Below are 16964 nucleotides of genomic sequence, written 5' to 3' on the forward strand. Positions count from 1 at the left end.
AGCCTTTTAGGGGGGATTGACAGGTGCGATTTGTACCCATCCCAAATCGAATTGCTTAAAGAACAGGCTCATTTCGTTCGCAATGAGCCAGAAATTTCCGCTGTTTGTGGCTGCGGAACATCAGCCATGTGCCCTGCATAAAGTGAGCCAGGGTGTAACCTGCTGCTGCTACATAGGCGCCTGTGAAAGCTTTGGTGATCACGCCGATAATTAATACCACAGCCAGTGTGAGCAAGAACGCTGCAGTTGCCTCAGCCACGGGACGGGTTTTTTCCTGATGGACGATGATGCCCTGGAAAAAGTGGATCAACACGCTCATTGGAGAAATCAAAATCGCAATACCCAGGGTGAGGCGGGCAGTGGCAGCTAGTTCAACGGGCAAATTGGCGACAGTTCTGAACCAAAAGGTGGAAAGCGGCGTGAAGACAAAGATCACGACCAGCCCGAAGATCACCAGGGCAGCCGTCCGGGCGAATTTGCGTAGCGCAGGAAAGGAGCAGGGTTCCTCCAGCAGTGCGACAACAGCCTCGTTATAAGCCACGCCGGGGTTGCGGATGATGGAAATCAGCCCGGACACAACGGACCACACAGCGAGGGAGGTCAGGGGGTCGGGCATGCGGGAGACCGTGGCAGAGACCAGAGGCAGCCACAGCAGCCACAAAGTGGAAGTCAACGCCAGAGGGCCGTAAAAGGCAATAAAACGCCTGAGGGTCAGCGGTGTTTTTACCGGGGGAGCTGCTTTGATCAGGTGATGGATCTTGCGACTGCGCAACCCGGCATAGGTGGCTTCTGCGGTAACGCCCAGAGCCTGAGTGATGCCTGCCAGGATTGTGCCGGGAATTGTGCCAATTGAAAAACCGATTGCAAGCGCAGTCACGTCGGTGACCAGGCGGACAGCGGTAATCTCCCCGACCAAGCGTGAATTGCCGAAGCGAATCATGGTTCCCTGCTGAAAACGGCGATAAGCGATCGCCATCGTCCACGGGGTCAGGAAGATCAGGCCAGCCCGAGCGGGTTCGACGACTTCTTCAGGGACCTGGAGGATGACGTTGACGATGAAGTCAAAAATGGGGGTAACAGCTACCAGCAGGTGCAGCGCCGACAGGGTGCCGCCCATGAACAGGGTAATCCTTTTCAGCCGCTGATAGGAGCGCCAATCGCGGCTGAGCGCGGTCGATGCAGCCAGGAGCATGATGATCGGCGCTTCGATGATCATCGCGATGGGGAACACGACGCCGCCATAGGCAGCCAGGTTGACTTTGGCGTTGGGTAGTCGGGCGACGATGGCGTTGATGGTCGGTAGTTCAAAGCTCATCAACAACCAGCTGGCGACAAGCGGTAGCCAGGTCACCAGGATTTTCTTGGGGGTGAGGTTGGCGGGCGGTGTTATGGGGTCAGTGCTCAAAGTGCGCATTCTCCAAGAGTTAGATGATCATCAAATTTGATTGAAGTATACTACGCTGACAGGCTGCGTGGAAATGGGTTTCAGGAATGAGTGGATTGTCCTGGACGTTAGTAGCGGGAAGATTGTCGCTTATGGGGAGGATGGAAGTAGCAAATGCGGTGCCCCGCGATCGGTTATCAATCTGATGCGCAACGAATAGGATCTCCCCGAAGTTCTAAGTTCTGGGCGCTACAGCTCCGGACGACGACCTTTCATCTAAAATCTAAAATTCTCATTTTATTTCGTCGAGAACCTGGATTATAATAAACGAAAGCATAAATGAAGGAGGCTCAATGCCAAAGCAGCCTTTTAAGCAGAGGTTGGGATGGCTGGAATGGATCCTGATTATCATTTTAGTCATTCTCATACTCATAACGTTATTCATGTTACTGCGACCTGCCATAACCAATTTCTGGCAGGACTTTATCCAATCATTGCAATAGGCGAACCATTTAAAATCAAAGAAAAATCGAAATCTGGCGATGAAAACCCGATTGGCAGCATTCGTTTTGAGAGGTTTCTGGCAGTCACTGGATTGGATCTATCCGCCCGTGTGTGCGAGTTGCGGCGAAATCGGATCCCGTTTATGCACGAGATGTCAGTCGAAGATCAAATTTATTGGGGGGAATCGCTGCAAAATCTGCGGGGAGCCAATGCCTGATGGGAGAACCACTTGTGCGGCATGCCGGAACAAACCGCCGACATATACCGCAGTTATAAACCTTGCGGTTTATGAAGGCGTTATTCGTGATTGTATCCACAGCTTGAAATACGCCAACAATCCAGGGTTGGGTGAGTTCTTTTCAGATTGGCTGGATGAGCTGGTCAACGATGCGGGCTGGTCAGTGGATGGGGTGATGCCGGTTCCCCTGGGCGCGCAGCGGCTTGCTGAACGGGGTTATAACCAGGCCGCCAGCATCGCGAAACCTTTGGCATTACGGTTGGGCGTCCGTTACCTTCCGTTCGGAATTGAGCGCGTCAGAGACACGCCCAGCCAGGTGGGGCTTTCAGGTGAGGCGCGGCGGCAAAATGTGATTGGCGCGTTTAAGGCTAACCCCGATCTTGTTGCAGGTAAGCGAATATTGATCGTTGATGATGTGATGACGACCGGGGCAACATTGGAAGCCTGTGCGTCGGCATTAAGAGAAGCTGGGTCAGCAGAGGTGTATGGCTTGACCTTAGGGCGGTTTGGAGCCCATATGACAACGGCAAACAAATCCAATCGCTCATCAAGTATAATTAATCAATCTAATTATTAATGGAGGTAAAAATGACTGTCAAAATCGAAATCTTCACCAAGAATTTAGAACTGACCGAACGGCTGAATAATTACGTTGAAACGAAAGTTGAAAAGCTTGAAAAATTCCTGGAAGAGGTTGATGAAAGTCGGGTTGACCTTTCACATGCCAAGACAGCCAGAAATGCTAATGATCGTTATGTCGCCCAAATCACGCTGCGAGGCAGGGGTTTTATCCTGCGCTCAGAGGAACGTTCAGATAGCATCTTTTCGGCGGTGGACGCGGCTTTGGACAAGATGCGCCGTCAAATCAGACGCTACAAAGGCAAACGCCCGCGCGGCAGGGGTGATGGACAGACGATTGCTGCTGCTATCGAGGTGCCTGAAGAAGACTATGAAATTGATGAATTACCCATCGTTGTCCGCCGGAAACGATTTATGCTGACCCCAATGGATGAACAAGAAGCAATTGAGCAAATGAAACTTTTGGGGCATGAAAATTTCTTTGTCTTTTTCAACGCTAATACAAACGAGTTCAATGTGCTGTACATGCGCCGTGATGGTAGTTACGGCATCATTATTCCTGAAATTGGCTGAGTCCGATTGTTTTCAAACAACGGCTTGCTCACAGTACTGTGAACAAGCCGTTTTTATTTTCATCATTGATGAGATACAATTTCACATAAGAAAAACAAGAAACGTTGGAGGTTCAAAATGAGTATTAATTGCAATGATCCACTGGTATTATCTGCAGATTTATTTTGTGATGAGCCGATGGATATTGATACCATCGAAGCGGCAGTTAAAAATATTCTGAGTGCGATTGGTGAGGATGTTGAGCGTGAAGGGCTTGAAAGAACGCCTCACCGGGTGGCAAATAGCTACAATGAATTGTTAGCTGGCTACCGGATGGATCCGCGCGAGTTAATTAATGATGCGATATTCGATGTTGCCTATGACCAGATGGTCATTGTGCGCGACATTGAATTTTACAGCATGTGTGAGCATCACATGTTGCCCTTTATGGGAAGGGCGCATGTGGCTTATATCCCTTCAGACAAGGTTATCGGGCTTTCGAAAATTCCCCGAATTGTTGATTTGTTCTCAAGAAGACTGCAGGTACAGGAGCGGATGACAACCCAGATTGCAGAGTACCTGGATGTGGTGCTCAAACCCAAGGGTGTCGCTGTTGTGGTGGAAGGGCTGCATATGTGCATGATGCTGCGAGGCGTCAAAAAACATGACGCACGGATGACCACCTCAGCCATGTTGGGAGCTTTTAGAAAGGATATATCAACTCGAATGGAATTTTTGGATAATATCTCCCGCGGAGCAGAAAAGCTGCATTTCTAACGGGATCGAGAAATTTCAACGCCGACAGAATCTGCTGCTGGGACCGCTTTGGGCTTTTCGACACGCAACCAGATCGAGGCAATGCGCTCATCGCAAAGAATTTCAGCAGCCAGGCCTTCGATCAACGCTTCGATTGTCAGGTGCGGTTTGTCTTGAACAAATTTGGTAATCTTTTTCGCTAACGTCGAATAGTTGATCGTTTGTCGGATGTCGTCGTCTCGAGCTGCTGACCTGATATCCGTTGAAACAACGGTGCTGATACAAATCTCCCGGGGAGTTTTCTGTTCATCAGAATGAATGCCGAGGAACCCGTTAACCTTGAGGTTTGAAATGAATATTTTGTCCATTGATCCTTACTTTCTCAGGACATAATTGTACCGAAAAATATGCTCTGAGGTGAGATGAAAATCATCGTTTTTTCAATCAATCCAATTTTCCCGGACGTGGTCACAGGCGGGGCATCGAAGCACCTGTATCATATCGCTCGTTCACTGGGCGAGGAAGGGCACGTGGTCAAAGTTTTGTGTGCCCAAAGCCGGACGGATTCCACCCGCTTTGAATGGGCAGAAAATGTTCAAGTTTTGCCGATCCTGCCATTCCACCTCCCGTTTCCACAACCGTATGCGATCAGCGGTGCGGATTTAGGGCTAATCGTTGAGCGGGTTTCGCAATATTTGCAGACAGCGGATCGGTTTTACATCCACGACGGTGAGTTTTTGCTCTCGGATGTGTATGCGCACATTCCCACAGTGACTTCGTTTCGCGACAATATCTATCCTGAATCCATCCTGGGGTCCTTTATTGGTAAGGCGGATGATGTGATTTGCATATCGCAATTTTCATCAGATGTCATTCGCGCGACATCAGGCCGTTTTTATCCAGGTTTGAACGAGCGGATTCATCTGGTGAATAACGGGATTGATTTTGATGTGTTCAAGCCGGTCCCCTTTGAGCAATTAGCTAAGCGATTCCATGTGGACCCACAAAGGGACATCATCCTGCTGCATCCTCACCGCCCCGAACCGGGCAAAGGGCTATCTGAAACGATCCAGGTGGTCGCTCGGCTGGTGCATCAGCATGGAATGCAGCAGGTTAAGGTGTTGATCCCAGAGTGGATTGAATCGATGGTTTCAGGCGGAGATGCGAGCTTTTACCAGCAGATGCTGCACCTGATGGAAAAGCTGGGGGTTCAAGACCACTGCGTGTTTATCCCGTGGATATCCCAACAGGAGATGCCAGCCTTCTACAGCCTAGGACGTGTGACCCTGTGCCTGGGTAATTTTGTGGAGACCTTCGGAAACGTGGCTTATGAGTCCCTGGCTTGTAACACACCCAGCATTGTTGCCCGGGTTGGCGTCCATCGTACCTTATTGCCGGATCATCTGATTGACAAAGTCGATTATGGCGATATTGATGGCGCTGTAGATTGTGTCCTATCAATTTTGGCAGGAGACGTTGAAAAGCAATCCGCATCACTGACCTATTTGAAAAAACACCTCGACTTTCAAAGCCAGGTAGATGCCTATCGAGACATCATTACTCGTTGCCAAAAACGCGAACCACTTCAATTTATTCCACCCCAGCCTGTACCGGGACAAAAGTACAGCCTGGCACCCTGGTGCTATCTGTCTGGAGAGCGGATTTACCATGATTTCCGGCGCGAATATATTTATGACCCGGATTTAATTGCCCTACTGCGCGAGTCGATAAGTTTCGGTAGGGAAGACGCCGTACACCAATCGATCTCTGATCAAAACTGGCAAACATGGCTGGATAAAACCCTGATTGTGCCGGTAGAATTAACAAAATGAAAACAATGAAAGGAAAAACGAGATGCTAAATTTAGCAGACCAGGTCGTGGTTGTCACCGGGGCGGCGGGCAATTTAGGGCAGGCTGTGGTGGAATTGTTCCTGGAAGCCGGTTGCCGGGTGGTTGCCCTGGATCATCGTCAGGGGCGATTGGATGCAATTTTTCCACAGGCAGACGACAAACTGCACTTTTTTGAAGGAGTGGACAGCGCCGACCGTGAAGCCATGCTTGCAGTTGCCAGGGAAATCATTTCCGCGGTAGGACCAGTGGATGTGCTGGTCAATACAGTGGGCGGTTTCACTATGGGCCAACGGGTTGATGAGATTACCTCAGATACCTGGGAGCACATGATGAACCTGAATGTGCACGCCTTTTTAAATGCTGCAGCGGCGTTTGTGCCAGGAATGGTATCCGCCGGCAGCGGGAAAATCGTGACCATTGGAGCGGGCGCTGCACTTAAAGGCGGCGCGAGGGTGGGCGCATATTCAGCGGCGAAAAGCGCCTTATTGCGGTTAACGGAGAGCCTGGCGGCAGAATTGAAAACGAGCCATATCCAGGTCAATTGTGTTTTGCCGGGGACAATTGACACTCCACAAAACCGCCAGGCGATGCCCGATGCGAATTTTGAGCGGTGGGTAAAACCTGAGCAGGTTGCCCATGCGATCTTGTTTTTATCGTCGTCTGCTGCAGACGCAATTACAGGTGCTGCAATTCCCGTACCGGGTGGCTAACGAATTTATAGATATTGACCGCCATCAACGCGCAAGAATGCCCCGGTGGTGAAATCGCTCTTTATTAAATGAAGGGCATTTTCCACAGCGATTTCCGGGCTTCCCGTGCGTTTGAGCGGGATATTTTGTTGTGCATAGGCTTGCAGGTCGATATGTTCTTTGCCAGCTAAGGGTAGCATGATGCCCAGACCAAGTGCATTGACGGTGATATCAGGCGCCAGTTCAGCGGCAAACATACGGGTCATTTCAACCAGGGCAATTTTAGTCAATCGGTAGGCAAAATGTGAAGGTTGCGGTTTGCGAATTTGGGCGTCCGCAATGTTCAGAACCCTTCCCTGCTGCGTTTTTGGGAGTTGATTGGCAAAGGCCTGAATAAGTAAGAAAGGGGTTTGTAGATTGATGCGAAATTGAGTTTCCCAGGTGTGTAAATCTGTCTCCAGTCCAGTATCTTTGAGATAAATCGCCGCGTTGTTGATGAGGATGTCCACGCATTGGAAATGCTCGAGGGCTTGCGGGAACAGAGCCTGGGTGGCAGAAAGATCGGAAAAATCCGCCTTCAATGCAACTGCCTTCACCCCGAAATCCTGGGCGAGTTGAACGGTCTCTTCTGCTGGAGCGGCTGATTGATTGTAATGGACTACCAGGTTCACGCCTTCCCGGGCTAAGGCCAGAGCAAAGGCGCGCCCCAGCCTGATTCCGCCGCCAGTTACCAACGCTGTTTTACCTTTCAATTCCATTTTCCACCTCATTAATTCGTATAGCTTTAGCCTGATCGGTTATTTTCTCCAGGATTTCCTGGATGGAAACACCGGTGGCGGGGTTCCGAAAATCGGGTGACATCTCCGCCAGCGGCACGGCAATGTAACGATATTTTAACATATCCGGGCTGGGAATGTGATGATGCGCTGCCTTAAAAACATTCTCCCCATATGTCAAAATGTCCAGATCGAGGACGACTCGAGCTTTTTCGCCAGTCACTCTGCCGAGTTGCTTTTCGATGGCTTTAAGGCGTTCATCCAGCGCAGGATAAGGCAAATCAGTTTCTATTTCAAGAACCTTATTATAGAAGGGGTTGACTTCCGGACGGCGATATACATCTTTCGTGAGGTAAGCGCCTGATTTTCGGCGGATGCGAAATTGGTCCGCAAGCATTTCTTCCGCTTGTGAAAAATTTGATTGAGGATCAATGTTTGAGCCCATGCTGATGATCACACCGATTTTTCTTTTACGCGGAAACGCTCGCACGTAAAGCAGTGCCGATGAACACAGCAGAGAGCCAAAGGCGATTAACTGGTAGAAATCAAATTGACCCAGTAGAAATTTCTCTGCGTTGAAAGCTCGAGTAAACAGGGCGATTACTGCAATGCCAGCGATTGTAATGCTGAACAGGACCCCGTTGTGCATGAATCCGGTTGTCTTCAGCCACTTTGTTTGAATCAGCAGGAATAACGTTAAAATTGTTCCGAGGATGAAACCGTATAACTGAACGGGATGCCTGGTGGCATTCCACAAAGAAACGCCCCATGGCACCTGTGTTGGCACTCCATACGCGTTTCCATTGGCATAGTTCGCCAGATGAATACCCATAAAAATTAACAGGAACAAGGGGGTCAGCGCGTCCAAAGTGGGCCAGAGCGGCAGGTGTTTTTTTTGTGCCAGGATGATGGGTGTCAATATACCGACCAAGATGCCAAAGCTGGTATCCAGCATCGAGGGTGTTAAGGATAACAGACTGAGAGGATTAATGGTCATTATCGATGGGTTTTTAAGCATGAACCCAAGCCGGGCGCCGATGATACCAGCGATCAACGCGATCAGGATACCATTTTCGATGGCTTCAGTGTGAGTGCCAAGGTTTGTCGAAAATTTTCCTGTCAGGAAAGAACCGATGAAAAAACTCAGCAAGAGAATGAAGGCTGCAGCCTGGATGGCGAGGGGACCAATGTTGATAATCGGAAACATGATTTTAGTCCTCACCCTGCGTGAACAGCGATTCTAGTTGGACACGCAAAAATCCTTCAGTGAGCCCTGAACCAATAATTACGTCTGATATCTTTCCATTAGAATCAACCAGAAACGAGGTTGGAAAAGCACGCATTTGATATGCATTGGCGACAGCTCCATCCAGGTCTAATAGCATCGTGAAGGTATACGCCTGGGATTGGAAGTAGGCTTTGGCTTCAGAAAGGTTGTCTTGATTTGTGGTGTTAACGGCTAAAATTGCAAAGCCCTGTGGGGCATAATCCCGGTAAACCGCTTCTAACCCCGGTAGGATGGACTTACACACCGAGCACCACGAAGCCCAAAATATGATTAATACCGGACTGCCCTGGTAATCCGCCAATGTATAGAGATCGCCTTGGGGTGTGGTCAGGCTGAAAGACGGTGCAAAGAATCCCCTGTGTGGCGCAGTTTGGAGCGCATCAGTGTGTACGATGGGGAAAAGGACCGGCGTGAAGATGATCCATGCCAGACTGAGGAGAGCAATTGTGATCGCTATAGAAATGAATTGTTTCTTGTTCACAGATTCCTTATGGCTAATCAGAGCTAATAAACAATTGAGGAGTGATTTAACTGATGAATCAGCACCTGTTTTATGAAGTTTACAGCATAAATATTACCCCAATTAGCTGCTAACCTGTAGGCTGATTCAATGTCAACCTGATCGAGAGATGAGGTATTGGAGGCGTAAACATGGTAAAATAAGCCAATAGAATTTAGAAAGGATAATTTACAATGAGTCATAGAGCAATTGTCGAAAAAGCAATTAATACGATTAAGTTTTTATCGGTTGACGGAATTCAAACTGCCAAATCAGGACATCCTGGTTTACCAATGGGGACAGCGGGTATTGGATATGCTGTCTTCATGCATTGTTTGAAGTTCAACCCCAAGAATCCCGGCTGGTTTAATCGTGATCGGTTTATACTCTCGGGCGGTCATGGCTCGATGCTGATGTACAGCTTATTGCACCTGACCGGGTACGACCTGCCCCTGGAGGCACTGAAGAATTTTAGGCAATGGGGCAGCATCACACCGGGTCATCCGGAATATGGAATGACGCCGGGTATTGAGGTGACGACTGGCCCGCTCGGACAGGGTTTTGCCAACGGCGTTGGTATGGCGATAGCCGAGGCGCACCTGGCGGCAAAATTTAACCGCCCTGGTTACAAGATGATTGACCATCATGTGTATGCCATCGTGACCGATGGAGATTTAATGGAAGGGGTTGCTTCTGAAAGCGCTTCGCTGGCGGGTCACCTTAAACTGGGTAAGTTGATCTATTTTTATGATGACAACCGCATCTCGATCGATGGCTCTACCGACTTGACTTTTACTGAAGATCGCGCGAAACGATTTGAAGCCTATGGCTGGCATGTATCGCATGTGAATGATTCTTTTGATATTGACGCACTGGTGCAAGCGGTGGAAGCAGCTAAAGCTGACCCCAGGCCTTCGCTGATCATTGTGCGCACTAAAATAGGGCAGGGTCTGCCTACCGTAGAGGGGACTGCAGGTGCTCACGGCAACCCACCCGGGTGGGATGAGATTGACCAGGCCAAACAAAACGTTGGATGGCCAGTCGAACCGCGGTTTTACATTCCCGATGATGTTCGGGAACACTTCCAATCCAAGATTATCGAAGGTCGAGAACTGGAAACAACCTGGGAAGAACAATTTGCGCAATACCACCTCGCCTATCCTGAGCTGGCAGTTGAGTTACGCCGGCGCATCGCGGGGATTTTGCCAGATGATTGGGAAGACGCACTCCCTAGCTTTGAGCCAAATGAAAAGGGCATGGCTACGCGTTCTGCTTCGGGCAAGGTGATTAATGCCCTGGCGGGTGTGCTGCCGGAATTAATGGGCGGATCGGCTGACCTGGCGCCTTCAAACATGACCTGGATTGAAGGCGAGAGGGATTTCCAGGCGGAGCATCCTGAGGGGCGGAATATCCATTTTGGTGTGCGGGAGCACGGTATGGGTGCGATTGTTAACGGAATGGCAGTGCACGGTGGGTTGCTGCCCTATGGTGGCACGTTCCTGGTCTTTTCCGATTATATGCGGGGTGCGATTCGCCTATCGGCTTTGTCGGCGTATCACTCGATCTGGGTATTAACGCACGATTCGATTGGTGTGGGCGAAGACGGTCCTACGCACCAACCAGTAGAGCATGTCACCAGTTTACGCTTGATCCCGGATTTGATCACAATCCGACCTTCAGATGCCAACGAAACAGCACAAGCCTGGCGTTTTGCGATCCAGCACAAGGGACCTGTTGCCCTGGTGCTGACACGACAAAATACTGCCACTATCGATCGTCAGCTTTACACTGATGCAGAAGAATTGAGTAAAGGAGCGTATGTTTTGGCGGATTTTGGAGGTAAAACCCCAGAACTGATCCTGATGGCATCCGGTTCTGAAGTTAATCTGATTCTTAAAGCCGCTGAGAACCTGGCGGCAGAAGGTTTGAGTGTGAGGGTGGTCTCTTTCCCGTCTTGGGAGCTGTTTGACAAACAGGATCAGGATTACAAAGACCGTATTTTTCCGCCGTTTGTGAAGAAACGCCTGGCGGTCGAGGCTGGTACGACCCTGGGTTGGGAGCGCTGGGTTGGTGATGATGGACTGGTGATTGGTATTGATCAATTTGGCGCTTCAGCACCTTTATCGGTTGTGATGGAAAAATACGGTTTGTCCGTCGGCAACATTACAAAGACAGCGTTGAAATTGTGCCAGTAAATATTTTTACAAAAGCCGAATACGGAAAGAAGACAGGAGAGCGTTCAAATGAAAATTGCTGTTGCCGCTGACCATGCGGGCTACCCGCTTAAAGACACGATCATTGAGGTTGTGCGAACCTGCGGTCATATCCCGATTGACTTGGGAACAAATTCGAAAGAAAGCGTCGACTATCCCGATTATGCTGAAAAAGCTGGAAACGCGCTTGTTGATGGCTCTGCAGACCGGGCGATTGTGATTTGCGGTTCTGGTGTGGGGGCGTGTATTGCCGGGAACAAGATCGTTGGTGTATATGCTTGTTTATGCCATGACACCTATTCTGCTGCCCAGGGTGTTGAACATGATCAAATGAACATGTTGTGCTTGGGCGCAAGGATTGTCGGCACGGAACTCGCCAAGCAAATTGTTGTAGCTTTTCTGGGTGCCAATCCATCAGATGATGCACGTCACCTGCGCAGGGTAGGAAAGATCAAGCTGATTGAAAAACGTGAATTGTGTGGAGAAGTGTAAATGAGCAAGGTTGTCCAATTATATTTACTGGGGCAATCGATCTGGTACGATAATCTCAAACGTTCATTAATCAGGGATGGCACAATTGCCAGCATGATCGAGCGGCGCGAGATTTTGGGGATAACTTCCAATCCGAGTATTTTTGAAAAAGCAATTATCAGCGATACGGATTACCAGTCAGATTTACAATTAATGGCCTGGGCTGGTCTGAACGCCGAAGAGATTTTTTACCGTCTGGCGATTCAAGATATTCGGGACGCGGCGGATCTCTTCAGACCGTATTATGAAGCCAGTAACGGGGCAGATGGATTTGTGAGCCTGGAAGTCAACCCTAAACTGGCGGATGACACCCAGGGCACAATCGACGAGGCTAGGTGGTTATGGCAGGAGGTGAACCGGCCCAACCTGATGGTAAAAATACCAGCAACCAGGGCAGGTTTACCAGCCATAACAGAGGCAATTGCGGCGGGAATCAACGTGAATGTGACGCTGATTTTTTCACGCACGCGTTATCGTGAGGTGATGGATGCCTATCTTGCCGGTCTTGAAAAACGTCTTCGACAGGGCGGGGATATTTCACAGATTAATTCTGTAGCCTCGTTTTTTGTTTCGCGATTTGATTCTAATGCAGATGCGCGTTTGGAGCGGATCATTCAATCTGGCGGTAAACCAGCAGAGCAGGCCAAAGCGTTGAAAGGCAAACTGGCAGTAGACAATACCCGCCTGGCCTATCAGGACTACCTCCGATCTTTTGATTCACCACGATTTGCAGCACTGGAAAAATCGGGCGCACGCAAACAACGCCCTCTTTGGGCTTCAACAAGCACGAAAAACCCGGATTACAACGACATTATGTATGTCGATGAACTGGTCGCTGAAAACTCGATTAATACCGTGCCCCCGGAGACTTTGCTGGCGTACTTAGATCATGGCATTCCGAAACTCAGGATCGAAGAGGATTTAAGCCGAGCGGAATCCGATTTCATTCAACTCGCCGAACTAGGGATTTCCATCGATGAGATCACACAGGAACTTGAGGATGACGGTGTGCGGAAATTTTCTGAATCCTTCGATAGTTTACTCCAGGCGATTGAATTGCAGCGAGAAGCGTTTGTGAAAGGACTCGGCAGTGTCGCCGACAGGGTTAGTGAGAAGGTCAATCAACTCAAGAGGGAAGATTATATCGCGCGGTTGTATCGAAATGACCCGACATTGTGGACAAAGACTTCAGAAGGGCAAACAACGGTTCAAACTCGACTGGGCTGGAGCGACCTGCCCGGTGCAAGCCAGGCTCTGATTCCAAAACTTGAAGAGTTTTCAAAAGATTGCCTTTCTGCTGGTTTCACCCGGGCGCTGGTAATCGGCATGGGTGGTTCATCGTTGGCACCTGAAACCATGGCATTGATTTTGGGCGACTTAAGCAAGGGTATGGATGTTAGGATCATCGATTCTACGCTTCCAGACCAGATCCATGAAATTGAAAAATGGGTCGATTATTCACAAACTTTGTTTATCCTTGCCAGCAAATCGGGGACGACCAGCGAGCCTTTGGCACTTTATGCCTATTTCCGAGAGAAGGCTGAGAAGGTGCTGGGGAAAACCTGGGCATCGCACTTCATCGCGATCACGGACCCGGGCAGCTACCTGGCAAAATTGGGTGAAAGCCTCGGGTTCAGAGCGGTTTTTACAGCCGACCCTAACGTCGGCGGGCGGTACTCAGCATTGACCCATTTTGGCCTGATACCCGCAGCCTTGTTGGGCATTGATTTGCACCGATTTCTCTCACGGGCATATACAATGGCTGAACGATGTTCACCAGCGACGCCCATAACACTCAACCCTGGCGCGTTGCTGGGGGTGATTTTGGGCGTTAGCGCAATGCAGGGGCAAGATAAATTAACCCTGTTAACCGATGAAGCCATTGCCCCGATTGGTGCCTGGCTGGAACAGTTGATTGCTGAAAGCAGCGGAAAAGAGGGGCGGGGGATTGTGCCAATCGTTGATGAGCCACACATTGATGTGATTGATTATGCGAAAGATCGCATATTTGTTTACCTGAGGATCTGTGGCGAGCAGGATGAATTTGTGAAAGCGTTGGAGGATGCAGGTCATGTGGTTGTGGTTATGCAATGGTCTGATCTTTACGACCTGGCTGCCCATTTTTATTGCTGGGAATTTGCCACCGCAGTCGCTTGCAGCCTGATGACGGTTAACGCCTTTGATCAACCTGATGTACAGGGTAGCAAAGACCGCACCAAACAAAAGCTGGCAGCCCTCAAGGAAAAAGGGGTGCTGGAAGAGCCTGATCCAGATTGGACCAGGGAGAGTGTGAAAATCTACGGGCAGCCCTTTGTAGATTTTGAAGCGTGTGATACCTTGCAGGAAGTGATCGAATCTTTCACTGCGCTGGCTGAGCCTGGCGATTATGTTGCGATCAACGCCTTCTTGCCGCTTAACAACCACAACTATGAGCGCTTAACTGCGTTGAGGGCGCGCATCCTGGCTCAGACCGGGCGTGCCACGACCCTCGGGTTTGGCCCCCGCTTCCTGCACTCAACAGGCCAACTGCACAAGGGTGGCCCCAATACCGGGTTGTTCTTGCAAATCACCCAGGACGATGCCATTGACTTCGAAATACCGGGAGAAAGTTATTCCTTCGGGGCACTGGCTCGCGCTCAGGCGTTGGGCGATTTCGAGGCGCTTCTTTCGGGAAACCGGCGAGCTGTTCGGATTCATTTGCCAGCGGGAGACCCCCTGACATTTGTGTAACGTCGCTCCAGTAATTCAATCAAGAACCTGAGGTAGACTTTGCCGGGAATGGTTTTTTGTGGTCAATCCCGACAATCATGTATAATTTTTAAGTATCAGGTTATGGTTTCCATTGGTCGTGTTTGAATGCTCTAAGAAAAAATTTATTGTGTGATGAAAATACTGGCGATTGACCCCGGTGAAAAAAGAATTGGCGTGGCGATCAGCGATCCAACCGGCACACTTGCGCGACCGCTGTGCGTGATTATACATCAATCGCGGGAATCGAGCGCCGAAAAAATTGCGGCAATAGCCATGGAAGAAGGCGTTGCAATGATTGTCGTCGGGCAGGCGCTGGGCACGAATGGAGAAATTGGCCCCCAGGCGCGGAAATCTCAGCGCTTAGCAGATTGTTTGCGGACGATGACGGACTGTGAAATTGTTATGTGGGATGAAAGTGGAACAACCCAGGCTGCCCGGCAAAGCCGGATTGACCTGGGTGTTCCCAAGAAAAAGCGCCGAGGTCATTTCGATGACCTGGCAGCCAGTATTTTGTTGCAGGACTATTTAATTGCGAATGAAGTCAGCATCAAAAGAAGTCAGGTGGATGATGAGCAGTCGTAAAAAGGGTCGCGGTTTAATTGGGGTTTTGTTTGCTTTCCTGTTAATCACAGGATTTGCTGTAATCGTTGGTTATTTTCTGATGATGCACTCTGTGCAAGCTGAGTTTGGGCAACCTTCTCCCAATTTGTCATTCACACAAAGGGTGATTTTCCCGGTTGAGTTGTTCATCAACCGGAATGCACTCACCAAACCGCACTCACTGCTCGGTGCTGAGCAAAAATTCGTTATCAGCGAAGGCGAATCCGTTTCTATGATTTGCTACCGCTTGGAAGGGGAAGGTTTGCTACCCGATGCTGAATTAATGCGCATGTACCTGATCTACAGCGGAATAGACCGGGCGTTAAAATCCGGGCAGTTTTCATTGAGCTCGCAAATGTCGCCGGTTCAAATTGCGGCTGCGCTTCTGGACGCGACGCCAAAAGATGCCATTATCACTATTTTGCCAGGCTGGCGGATTGAGGAAGTGGCTGCCAATGTGGCTGCAAGTGGCCTGTCAGTGAGCGGAGAACAGTTTTTAGCGGCTGCACAGGCACCGACACAGGAATATCTGGCACTTTTGCAGGTGACTGATGTGAGCACACTGGAAGGGTTTTTATATCCTGGGACTTATGTGTTGCCGCGTGTATCAAGCCTGGATGATTTGCTTGTGATGATATTGACCGAATTTTCGGGGAATGTTGATACAAGCTTGATGGATGGATTTGAACGCCAGGGCTTGACCCTGGTTGAAGCGGTTATTTTGGCATCAATTATTGAGAGAGAAGCTGTGGTAACCGAAGAAAAGCCGCTGATTGCGTCTGTGTTTTTCAATCGTCTTGAAGCTGGTATGCGACTTGAAACGGATCCAACTGTTCAATATGCCCTCGGGTTTGATGAAGCAACAAACTCCTGGTGGAAATCTCCGCTGTATCTCAACGATTTAAATATTGATTCGCCCTATAATACCTACCTACACAATGGGTTGCCGCCAGGCCCAATCAGCAACCCGGATTTAGATGCGCTCCGGAGTGTTGCCTTTCCCGCAACCACTCCCTATTATTACTTCAGAGCCGACTGTGATGGCTCTGGGCGGCATAATTTTGCCATCACCTTTGAAGAACATCTGAATAATAGTTGCGAATGATTGAATGGTGTGTAGGAGCAATCATGGCTACAATGGGGGTTGGTATCGAAGGTTCGGGTATAAAAGGCGCGCGAGTTGACATTGATAAGGGTGACTTATTGCAGGATTGCATCCGGATTCCCACGCCATCGCCCGGCGACCTGGAGCAGGTGCTGGAGATCATCGATGCCTGATGTTCCCCGGTTCAATTCTGCGTAAGCGAGCGATACCCCGGACCTTTTTGAAAATAATCATAATTGGCTTGAATATCCCTGGTAAGATCAACTTCCTCGCCCTCAACGAGCAGGCGGGTGTAATCAAGGTGAACTGGATTTCCCTCATAATCAAAACCATCGTAGGGTAGATCAAATCCAGGCGTTCCCTTTGGCATGGATTGCACCTCATCGCCGCGGGCGATAAACCTTGCTGGAACGTCATCTTCTGGGAAAATCGCATCAAAGGGACATTCGGAGACACAGGCGCCGCAGTCGATACATGTTGATGGGTCAATATAGAACAAGGGCCACTCATCCTGGGGCTTGCCGGGGATGATGCATTCTACGGGGCATACGGTGGCGCAGCTACCTTCGCGCACACACAGACTTGTGATAATATGGGGCATAGATTCTCCAAAGTTGTTAATTTCAGTGCATTTTAGTGGCGTGGGT

18 protein-coding genes are annotated in these 16964 nt (G+C 49.6%); 12 read left to right on the top strand and 6 right to left on the bottom strand.

Annotation, left to right across the window (positions count from 1 at the left end; translation table 11 throughout):
* Positions 1-55: 55 nt before the first annotated feature.
* The gene (locus CFX1CAM_RS05190) at positions 56-1414 is read right to left on the bottom strand and encodes a hypothetical protein (protein WP_087861995.1); all 1359 of its coding nucleotides are present in this window, start codon (positions 1412-1414) and stop codon (positions 56-58) included.
* 355 nt (positions 1415-1769) lie between these two features.
* On the opposite strand from CFX1CAM_RS05190, the gene CFX1CAM_RS11355 reads away from it, so the two are divergent.
* The 4 genes from CFX1CAM_RS11355 to folE all read left to right on the top strand — a co-directional run bounded on the left by CFX1CAM_RS11355 (position 1770) and on the right by folE (position 4034).
* A complete protein-coding gene (locus CFX1CAM_RS11355; RefSeq protein ID WP_157891725.1) occupies positions 1770-2105 on the top strand; it encodes a hypothetical protein in 336 nt (111 codons plus the stop codon).
* Positions 1996-2703 (top strand): ComF family protein, encoded by a 708-nt coding sequence (locus tag CFX1CAM_RS05195; protein ID WP_407923331.1) that lies wholly within the window; start codon positions 1996-1998, stop codon positions 2701-2703. Before CFX1CAM_RS11355 ends, CFX1CAM_RS05195 begins: the two co-directional genes overlap by 110 nt.
* Before the next feature lie 11 nt (positions 2704-2714).
* Positions 2715-3278, top strand: a complete 564-nt coding sequence (gene hpf / locus CFX1CAM_RS05200) for a ribosome hibernation-promoting factor, HPF/YfiA family (RefSeq protein WP_162287654.1) — start codon at positions 2715-2717, stop codon at positions 3276-3278.
* A 177-nt stretch (positions 3279-3455) separates the two neighbouring features.
* A complete protein-coding gene (folE, locus tag CFX1CAM_RS05205; protein WP_087863232.1) occupies positions 3456-4034 on the top strand; it encodes a GTP cyclohydrolase I FolE in 579 nt (192 codons plus the stop codon).
* On the opposite strand, the gene folB is transcribed toward folE, so the two are convergent.
* Positions 4031-4381 carry a dihydroneopterin aldolase gene (folB, locus tag CFX1CAM_RS05210; RefSeq protein WP_087861998.1) on the bottom strand — a complete coding sequence of 117 codons (351 nt, stop codon included), beginning with the start codon at positions 4379-4381 and terminating at the stop codon, positions 4031-4033. The two genes, folE and folB, sit on opposite strands and share 4 nt — an antisense overlap.
* Before the next feature lie 54 nt (positions 4382-4435).
* On the opposite strand from folB, the gene CFX1CAM_RS05215 reads away from it, so the two are divergent.
* Positions 4436-5845 (top strand): glycosyltransferase family 4 protein, encoded by a 1410-nt coding sequence (locus tag CFX1CAM_RS05215; protein ID WP_087861999.1) that lies wholly within the window; start codon positions 4436-4438, stop codon positions 5843-5845.
* A gap of 22 nt (positions 5846-5867) precedes the next feature.
* Complete coding sequence (locus tag CFX1CAM_RS05220) at positions 5868-6575, top strand: SDR family NAD(P)-dependent oxidoreductase (RefSeq protein ID WP_087862000.1); 708 nt, start codon at positions 5868-5870, stop codon at positions 6573-6575.
* A gap of 5 nt (positions 6576-6580) precedes the next feature.
* On the opposite strand, the gene CFX1CAM_RS05225 is transcribed toward CFX1CAM_RS05220, so the two are convergent.
* The 3 genes from CFX1CAM_RS05225 to CFX1CAM_RS05235 are packed head-to-tail and all read right to left on the bottom strand — an operon-like array spanning position 6581 to position 9099.
* Positions 6581-7312, bottom strand: a complete 732-nt coding sequence (locus CFX1CAM_RS05225) for an SDR family oxidoreductase (protein WP_157891727.1) — start codon at positions 7310-7312, stop codon at positions 6581-6583.
* Positions 7296-8537, bottom strand: coding sequence for a 2-amino-4-hydroxy-6-hydroxymethyldihydropteridine diphosphokinase (gene folK / locus CFX1CAM_RS05230; RefSeq protein WP_087862002.1), 1242 nt, complete (start codon positions 8535-8537; stop codon positions 7296-7298). Before folK ends, CFX1CAM_RS05225 begins: the two co-directional genes overlap by 17 nt.
* A 4-nt stretch (positions 8538-8541) precedes the next feature.
* Complete coding sequence (locus CFX1CAM_RS05235; protein ID WP_157891728.1) at positions 8542-9099, bottom strand: peroxiredoxin family protein; 558 nt, start codon at positions 9097-9099, stop codon at positions 8542-8544.
* A 212-nt stretch (positions 9100-9311) separates the two neighbouring features.
* Here CFX1CAM_RS05235 and tkt point away from each other — a divergent pair, with 212 nt between their 5' ends.
* The 6 genes from tkt to CFX1CAM_RS11360 all read left to right on the top strand — a co-directional run bounded on the left by tkt (position 9312) and on the right by CFX1CAM_RS11360 (position 16490).
* Entirely contained in the window at positions 9312-11312 is a 2001-nt protein-coding gene (gene tkt, locus CFX1CAM_RS05240) for a transketolase (protein ID WP_087862004.1), read from the top strand.
* 48 nt (positions 11313-11360) lie between these two features.
* Positions 11361-11822 carry an RpiB/LacA/LacB family sugar-phosphate isomerase gene (locus CFX1CAM_RS05245; RefSeq protein ID WP_087862005.1) on the top strand — a complete coding sequence of 154 codons (462 nt, stop codon included), beginning with the start codon at positions 11361-11363 and terminating at the stop codon, positions 11820-11822.
* On the top strand, positions 11823-14591 hold the full coding sequence (locus tag CFX1CAM_RS05250) for a bifunctional transaldolase/phosoglucose isomerase (RefSeq protein ID WP_087862006.1): 2769 nt from the start codon (positions 11823-11825) through the stop codon (positions 14589-14591).
* A gap of 153 nt (positions 14592-14744) precedes the next feature.
* Entirely contained in the window at positions 14745-15194 is a 450-nt protein-coding gene (ruvX, locus tag CFX1CAM_RS05255) for a Holliday junction resolvase RuvX (RefSeq protein ID WP_087862007.1), read from the top strand.
* Entirely contained in the window at positions 15181-16317 is a 1137-nt protein-coding gene (gene mltG / locus CFX1CAM_RS05260) for an endolytic transglycosylase MltG (RefSeq protein ID WP_157891730.1), read from the top strand. Before ruvX ends, mltG begins: the two co-directional genes overlap by 14 nt.
* Before the next feature lie 23 nt (positions 16318-16340).
* Complete coding sequence (locus CFX1CAM_RS11360) at positions 16341-16490, top strand: hypothetical protein (RefSeq protein ID WP_157891731.1); 150 nt, start codon at positions 16341-16343, stop codon at positions 16488-16490.
* 11 nt (positions 16491-16501) lie between these two features.
* On the opposite strand, the gene CFX1CAM_RS05265 is transcribed toward CFX1CAM_RS11360, so the two are convergent.
* Positions 16502-16918 carry an indolepyruvate ferredoxin oxidoreductase subunit alpha gene (locus CFX1CAM_RS05265; RefSeq protein WP_087862009.1) on the bottom strand — a complete coding sequence of 139 codons (417 nt, stop codon included), beginning with the start codon at positions 16916-16918 and terminating at the stop codon, positions 16502-16504.
* Positions 16919-16964: the final 46 nt, after the last annotated feature.

The sequence above is a fragment of the Brevefilum fermentans genome, assembly GCF_900184705.1.
GTDB lineage: Bacteria > Chloroflexota > Anaerolineae > Anaerolineales > Anaerolineaceae > Brevifilum > Brevifilum fermentans.